This is a genomic window from Planktosalinus sp. (genome assembly GCF_059864935.1).
In genome coordinates this window covers 1-1219 of sequence record NZ_JCBCCK010000402.1, presented here as the reverse complement: position 1 = coordinate 1219, position 1219 = coordinate 1, and the positions used below count along the sequence as shown (strand labels likewise).

The 1219-nt window shown below is 45.5% G+C and carries 1 protein-coding gene; it reads right to left on the bottom strand.

All coding sequences use genetic code 11. The features are described 5' to 3' along the window. Positions 1-1219, bottom strand: a 1219-nt coding sequence (locus AC6F75_RS12335) for a DUF6443 domain-containing protein (RefSeq protein WP_500715345.1), incomplete at both ends; no start/stop codon positions are given.

Here is a 1219-nt window from a genome sequence, read left to right as displayed (position 1 = left end):
GTGTGTTGGTTATTAAGGACGTCTGGTAATCGTTCACCGTTTTTTTGAGTTTGGTACCGTTAGCGTCATAAAGATAAGTAATTTCACCAGTTTCAAAAACTATTTTTTTGGACAGGTTCAAATGGTTGTATGTAATCTCGTTGATGCGTTTGTTATGGTCAACGGTCAGGTTGCCGTAGTTGTCATAGACATAGTAGGTATAAATATACCCGTTTTCAGAAACCTGCACCTGTTTGGCCACTACCTGCCCGAGCAGGTTTTTGTATTCGGTAATGCTTCTGTAGCCGGTTTGGCTGTTTTCGTCCAGGGTCAAGGTTTTATAGAGTTTATTGGAAGGGTGCCTCCCCTGATTGGACGTGCTGAGCAGCAGGCCCCCACCGGGGTTGGCCACCATAAAATGATAGACTTCTTCGGAATTGTTGGTTTGGTACCCCATTTTTATTTCCCTGCCACTGTTCATTGCCCAAATGTTGCCCGGGGCAGCTTGCCGCAACACACGGTTTAAGGGTGAATTTTCAAACTCGGTTTCTGAATAGGGGTTTTGGGTATTTTGAAAATAGGGTGTGTTGTAAAAAGCTTCGGTATTATATTCTGCATATACTTCATAATCAAGGGAGGCACTCCTTACATAAGGGAGGTACTGTTTTACCTGCCTGCCCAGCCCGTCATATTCCACGTGGGTAACCAAGTCACCACCGGTACCGGATTGGGCGTGGGCAATTTGTTGCTTGGGCCGGCCAAGACCATCATAATATGTGACATTGACCATTACTTTATTGTCAGGTGTTGTATTCAGGTAGGAAGGATTGCCCTCTTCTTTATGAAGGATGGTTTTGATGTAGTTTTCGTTGGTGTCCTGGCTATGCAGTATGTCCTTGCCGGTGCCGCCCAAGGTTTTTTGCCATTCTTCTTCCCCACTTGCATTGAGTTTGATGATCCATAGATCTTCCTGGCCCCTTCCGTCTTCCCGCTTGCTGTGACCTTCCATTGAAGTGGAATGGCCACCGAGGATAAACCCACCGTCCCGGGTCAAATCAATGCTTTTTAAAAAATCGTTACCGTTGCCCCCAAAGCTTTTTTGCCAATCCAAATCCCCCTTTTCATCCATTTTCCATATCCAGTAATCAAGACCATAAATATTATCAGCCATCTTGCTGCCCGATTTGCCGGAGATGGAGCTGCCCACTAATACAAAACCATAATCAGCTGTGGGTTTGGC